Origin of the sequence: Salmonella sp. NW38, from assembly GCF_051807745.1 — a bacterium.
GTDB classification, from domain to species: domain Bacteria; phylum Pseudomonadota; class Gammaproteobacteria; order Enterobacterales; family Enterobacteriaceae; genus Salmonella; species Salmonella enterica.
Map to the genome: position 1 here is coordinate 1 of NZ_JAMMTO010000022.1, position 5,659 is coordinate 5,659.

The 5,659-nt window shown below is 67.6% G+C and carries 8 protein-coding genes; all 8 read right to left on the minus strand.

Annotated elements, in window-relative coordinates; genetic code table 11:
- Positions 1–487: cytochrome c-type biogenesis protein (locus tag NA624_RS22825; RefSeq protein WP_023215044.1), on the minus strand; the 487-nt coding region annotated here is incomplete at its 3' end.
- Positions 484–1,041, minus strand: a complete 558-nt coding sequence (gene dsbE, locus NA624_RS22830) for a thiol:disulfide interchange protein DsbE (protein WP_000828301.1) — start codon at positions 1,039–1,041, stop codon at positions 484–486. The genes dsbE and NA624_RS22825, both read right to left, overlap by 4 nt.
- On the minus strand, positions 1,038–2,969 hold the full coding sequence (locus tag NA624_RS22835) for a heme lyase CcmF/NrfE family subunit (protein ID WP_080187576.1): 1,932 nt from the start codon (positions 2,967–2,969) through the stop codon (positions 1,038–1,040). The genes dsbE and NA624_RS22835 overlap by 4 nt, the downstream gene beginning before the upstream one ends.
- The gene (gene ccmE / locus NA624_RS22840; protein ID WP_001053598.1) at positions 2,966–3,445 is read right to left on the minus strand and encodes a cytochrome c maturation protein CcmE; all 480 of its coding nucleotides are present in this window, start codon (positions 3,443–3,445) and stop codon (positions 2,966–2,968) included. The genes NA624_RS22835 and ccmE overlap by 4 nt, the downstream gene beginning before the upstream one ends.
- Complete coding sequence (gene ccmD / locus NA624_RS22845) at positions 3,442–3,654, minus strand: heme exporter protein CcmD (protein WP_000074110.1); 213 nt, start codon at positions 3,652–3,654, stop codon at positions 3,442–3,444. Before ccmD ends, ccmE begins: the two co-directional genes overlap by 4 nt.
- Positions 3,651–4,388, minus strand: a complete 738-nt coding sequence (locus NA624_RS22850) for a heme ABC transporter permease (RefSeq protein ID WP_000266007.1) — start codon at positions 4,386–4,388, stop codon at positions 3,651–3,653. The genes ccmD and NA624_RS22850 overlap by 4 nt, the downstream gene beginning before the upstream one ends.
- A 51-nt stretch (positions 4,389–4,439) precedes the next feature.
- Positions 4,440–5,099: a heme exporter protein CcmB gene (gene ccmB, locus NA624_RS22855; protein ID WP_000990033.1), complete on the minus strand. Its 660-nt coding sequence runs from the start codon at positions 5,097–5,099 to the stop codon at positions 4,440–4,442.
- The coding region (ccmA, locus tag NA624_RS22860; protein ID WP_079848465.1) for a cytochrome c biogenesis heme-transporting ATPase CcmA at positions 5,096–5,659 on the minus strand (564 nt) is incomplete at its 5' end. The genes ccmB and ccmA, both read right to left, overlap by 4 nt.

Genomic DNA, 5,659 nt, shown 5'->3' on the forward strand with positions numbered 1-5,659 from the left:
CCAGCGCAATGACGGCCCCCGGCACGTAAACGCCCCACCCGGCGCGCGCGCCGCAAACCGGGGTGTCCGCCGGCAGCGGCTCCCGGCGCAGGCGCACCCGCCGGCGCGTGCGGGCAACGATTATCCACCCGCCCGCCACGATGGCGGCCAGCGGCAGCACCCACAGCAGCACCGTCAGCGGGGTCAGCGGCGGGTCGTAGGTGACAAAGTTGCCGTAGCGCGCCACCATGTAATCGATGATTTCCTGGCGGCTCTTCCCCTCCTGCATCAGGTCATACACCCTGCGGCGCATGTCGGTGGCTATCATCGCGTTCGAGTCCGCAATGCTGTTATTCTGGCATTTCGGGCAGCGCAGCTGCTCCGTGAGCTGGCGGAACTGCTGCTCCTGCGCTTCATCTTTAAACGGCATCACGTCGGTGGTCGCCCGCGCTGACCCGGAGATAACCAGCGCCAGCATCAGCATCACCATGCCCGGTAACAGTCTCATTGCGCCGCCTCCCGGCTGTATCTGTCCCACAGCGGTTTCAGTTCACTTTCCCATACCCGGGCATTCAAATCGCCCGCATGGCGGTAACGGATAATCCCCCTGCCGTCGATGAGGAAGGTTTCCGGCGCGCCGTACACGCCCAGGTCCAGCCCCAGCATCCCGTCGCTGTCCGATAAACTCAGCGCATACGGGTTACCCAGTTCCTTTAACCAGGCCACCGCCTTCTCCCGGTCGTCCTTATAGTTCAGCCCCACCACCCGGATACCCTGCGCGGCCAGCCGGTTCAGGTACTGATGCTCGGCGCGGCAGGTCGGGCACCAGGTGGCCCAGACGTTAAGCAGCACCGGTTTCCCCTGCGTCAGCACCTCCGCCTGGTAGTACTGACCCGGCGTCTCCAGCGATTCCAGGCGGAACGCCGGCACCGGCTTTCCGGTCAGCGCCGATTCGAGATTCGTCGGGTCATCGCCCTGCGCGTTGCGCGCCAGCTGCCACAGCAGCGCCGCGGCAATCAGCAGAAAAATCAGCAGCGGTAATAACAGTACGTTGCGTTTCATCCGGCCTCCGGCAATGGTTTACGGCGGCGGTAGCGCGGGTCCGCCAGGCACAGCAGCCCGCCCAGCGCCATCAGCAGCCCCCCGGCCCATATCCAGCGGACAAACGGTTTGTAGTACAGGCGCACGGCCCACGCGCCGTTGTCCAGCTCCTCCCCGAGCGCGGCGTACAGGTCGCGGGTCAGCCCGCCGTCAATCGCCGCCTCGGTCATCACCATCCGGCTGGTGTTGTAGAGCCGTTTCTCCGCGTGCAGCACCGCCTCCGGCTCGCCGTGGCGCGTCACCCCGATGAGGGCCACCCCGCCACGGTAGTTGGGGCCGGTGATGTCCCGCACCTCCCGGAAGGTGAAGCGGTAGTCGTGAATGGTCACGCTGTCGCCCGCCCGCATCCGCACGTCACGCTCCACGCTGTAATTCTGGCTGAAGGCGATGCCGGTAATCGTCACCGCCAGCCCGAGGTGCGCCGCCACCATTCCCCAGTAGCTGAGAGAGGTTTTCGTGCCGCGGGACACGCGCTGTACGGCTTCGGCCACCGCCAGCACCGCAATCCAGCAGGCCATCGCCATCCCCACCGCCGTCATGGCGATGATTTTATCTTCCAGCAGCCATGGCAAAAGTACCGACAGCGCCAGGGTGGAGACCAGGGCGGTGAGCAGTAGTTTCCTGATGTTACGCGGCCGGTCCCGGCCCCAGCGCACCAGCGGCCCCACCCCCAGCAGCAGGGCAAAGGGGACCATCAGCCAGGTGAACATGGTGTTAAAGAACGGCTCCCCCACCGAAATGCTGCCCAGCCCCAGCTGTTTGTGCACCAGCGGCAGCAGGGTGCCCAGCAGCACCACCAGCATGGCGGCCATCAGCAGGACGTTGTTGCCGAGCAGCAGCGACTCGCGCGACCACAGCGTGTTGTTCACCCGCGAACGCACCCTGTGCCCGCGCACGGCGAACAGCAGCAGCGAACCGCCGGTGACCAGCACCATAAAGGCGAGGATAAACATTCCGCGCGCCGGGTCGGAGGCGAAGGCGTGCACCGACACCAGCACCCCGGAGCGCACCAGGAAGGTGCCCAGCAGGCACAGCGAGAAGGCGCAGATGGACAGCAGCAGCGTCCACGCCTTAAAGCCGGCGCGCTGTTCGGTGACCGCCAGCGAGTGCAGCAGGGCGGTGCCCGCCAGCCACGGCATAAAGGAGGCGTTCTCCACCGGGTCCCAGAACCACCAGCCGCCCCAGCCCAGCTCGTAGTAGGCCCACGCCGAGCCGAGCACGATGCCCAGCGTCAGGAACACCCACGCCGCCAGCGTCCACGGGCGGGCAAAACGGGCGAACGCGCTGTCCAGACGCCCGCTCAGCAGCGCGGCGATGGCGAAGGCGAAGGCCACCGAGAAGCCGACATAGCCCATGTACAGCAGCGGCGGGTGGAAAATCAGCCCCGGGTCCTGCAGCAGCGGGTTCAGGTCGCGCCCCTCCACCGGAAAGGCCGGCAGCGTGCGGGCGAACGGGCTGGAAGTGAACAGGATGAACACCAGAAAACCGGCGCAGACCATTCCCATCACCGCCAGCACCCGGGCGACGATATCCGCCGGCACCGGCCGGCTGAACACCGCCACCGCCAGGGTCCAGCCGCTCATCAGCAGCACCCACAGCAGCAGCGAGCCCTCGTGCGCCCCCCAGGTGGCGGCCACCCGGTACCACACCGGCAGCTGCGTGTTCGAGTTGCCGGCGACATAGGCCACGGTGAAGTCGTTAACCACAAAGGCGTGCACCAGCACGAAAAACGCGCCCGCCACGCAGATAAACAACAGCCAGGCGAACACCCCGGCCGACGCCATCATCCGCGCGTCGCCGCGCGCCACGCCCCACAGCGGGTAAACGGACAGCAGCAGCGCCACGCCGAGCGCCAGGCACAGCAGCGCGGTGCCGTATTCAGGCATCATGATGAGGTGTCCTTATCAGCGCGTTGCGGGCGGCGGTGGTTTTCCTGCATCGCCTTTTCCACTTCCGGCGGGGTGTAGTTCTCGTCATGCTTGGCCAGCACCTCGTGCGCCAGGACGTGGTTGCCCTTCTCCAGGGTGCCCTGCACCACCACCCCCTGCCCCTCGCGGAACAGGTCCGGCAGTATCCCCTCATAGCTCACCGTCACCGACCCCTCGGCGTCGTAGAGGCTGAAGTTCACCTTCAGCGAGTCCGGGTCGCGCCTGACGCTGCCGGGCATCACCATCCCGCCGACGCGCAGGCGCTGGCCCGCCGCCGGCAGCTGCTGCGTCTCGCGCTTGCCGTAGAGAATTTCGCCGGGGGTATAGAACAGGTCGATATTCGCGCGCAGCGCGTACAGGACCAGGGCGGTGGTCAGCCCCAGGCCCGCCAGCACCGCGCAGACCACCCGTAACCGGTTTTTACGTCGCAGGTTCACGCGGCCTCCTGTTGCGCCTGTGCGGCACGCATCCGCGCCTCGCGCGCCCGCTGCTGCGCCACGCCGCGCAGAATGGCCCGGCGCTGCAGCACCGTGTGCAGCGCCAGCAGCGCCAGCGGCGCCACGGTCATCGCCACCGCCAGCCAGACAAAAAAGGCGTACCCGCCCATGGCGAAAAAATCGCTCCACGATGAAAATGCCGGACTCACCGGTGCCCCCTTTTCAGTATCAGTTCGCTCACCCACGGGCGGCGTTTTTCCATCAGTAAAATCAGGTTGCGCATCCGCATCAGCGCCAGCGTCATAAAGAGCAGCAGGTAGCCGGCGATGGCCCAGCGCAGCGGCGAGCGCATCGCCGGGTCGATACTCTGCTGCATCTGCGTCGAGCCCTGGTGCAGGGTGTTCCACCACTCGACGGAATAGTGGATAACCGGCAGGTTCACCACGCCGACCAGCACCAGAATGCCCGCCGCGCGCCCGGCCATTTTACGGTCGTCAAAGGCGTGCCACAGGGCGATGACCCCGGCGTAGAGAAACAGCAGCACCAGCTCCGAGGTCAGGCGCGCGTCCCACACCCACCAGGTGCCCCACATCGGTTTGCCCCACGCCGCGCCGGTGGCCAGCGCGATGAAGGTGTACACCGCCCCCACCGGCGCCATCGCCGCGACGGCAAGGCTGGCCATTTTCATCTGCCAGACCAGCCCGGTAAACGCCGCCACCGCCATCGCCGCATAGATACCCATTGACCAGATGGCCGCCGGGACATGCAGGTACATAATGCGGTAGCCCTCCCCCTGCTGGTAGTCCGCCGGGGCGAAACCAAAGCCCCGGACCCAGCCCGTGGCCAGCACAATGATGCCGGCCGCCGCCAGCCACGGCACGAGCCTGCCGCAAATCTGATACAGCCGGGGCGGCGCCGCCAGCTGATGAAGGGTTTTCCACATAGTCGTCACCTGACCTCCTGAAACCAGTAAAATGTCCGTCGCGCCGGGGCGCTACTGCACGCTGAGGCGCAGCGCCGCCGCGGTGGCGAACGGGCTTAACGTCGCGCTGCCCGCCAGCAGCGCCCCCAGCACCGCCAGATAGCCGTCAGCGGGTAAATGCATTGATGCCGCGTCCATCGCCGCAGCGGCGAAAATCAGCACCGGAACACTCAGCGGCAACACCAGAATGCCCAGCAGGACGCCGCCGCGCCGCAGGCCGGCCGTCAGCCCGACGCCCGGCGCGGCGAGAAACCCCAGCGCCGGCGTGCCGAGCAGCAGCGTCAGCGCCATGATTTTCCAGCCGTACACGTCCATCCCCAGCAGCAGCGCCACCAGCGGGGAGAGCATAATCAGCGGCAGGCCGGTCACCGCCCAGTGGGCCAGCACCTTCGCCAGCACCACCGCCGGCAGCGGCACCGGCAGCAGCATCAGCTGCTCCAGGCTGCCGTCCTGCAGGTCGTCGCGAAACAGCCGCTCCAGCGCCAGCAGCGAGGCCAGCAGCGCCGCCACCTGGATGATGCCCGGCGCGATACGCGCCAGCAGCTGCGGCTGCGGCCCGACGCTTAACGGAAACAGGGTGATGACCATCAGGAAGAACCACAGCGGGCCGGCGATGTCCGCGCCGTGGCGGAACGCCACGCGCAGTTCGAGACAGAAGACACGCCACATCACAGCCCAGCCTCCCCGCCGGTCAGCGCCAGGCGGCGGACGGTGTCCGCGGCCCCCGGCAACGGCTGGTGGGTGGTGAGAATGACCATCCCGCCCTGCGCCGTGTGCGCCGCCATCCGCCGGGTGAGGCGCGCCACGCCGTTAACGTCAATGGCGGTGAACGGCTCGTCGAGCACCCACAGCGCGGCGCGGGTCAGCCACAGGCGGGCCAGCGCCACCCGGCGCTGCTGTCCGGCCGAGAGCCGGGCAACCGGCACGTCCTCAAATCCCGCCAGACCGGCCTGCGCCAGCGCCTCCGGGAGGCGCGCGCCGTCGCCGGGGTGGAAGAAATGCAGGTTCTCCCGCGCCGTCAGGCGGGTTTTTATCCCCGGCTGGTGCCCTATCCACAGCAGGCCGGAATGGAAGCTGTCGCGCACGCGGCGCAGGGGTTCGCCCTGCCAGTACACCTCGCCGCCGTCCGGACGCGCCAGCCCGGTCAGCAGGCGCAGCAGGGTGGTTTTTCCGGCGCCGTTGCCGCCGGTGACCTGCACCCACTCCCCGGCCTCCACGGTGAACGACAGCCC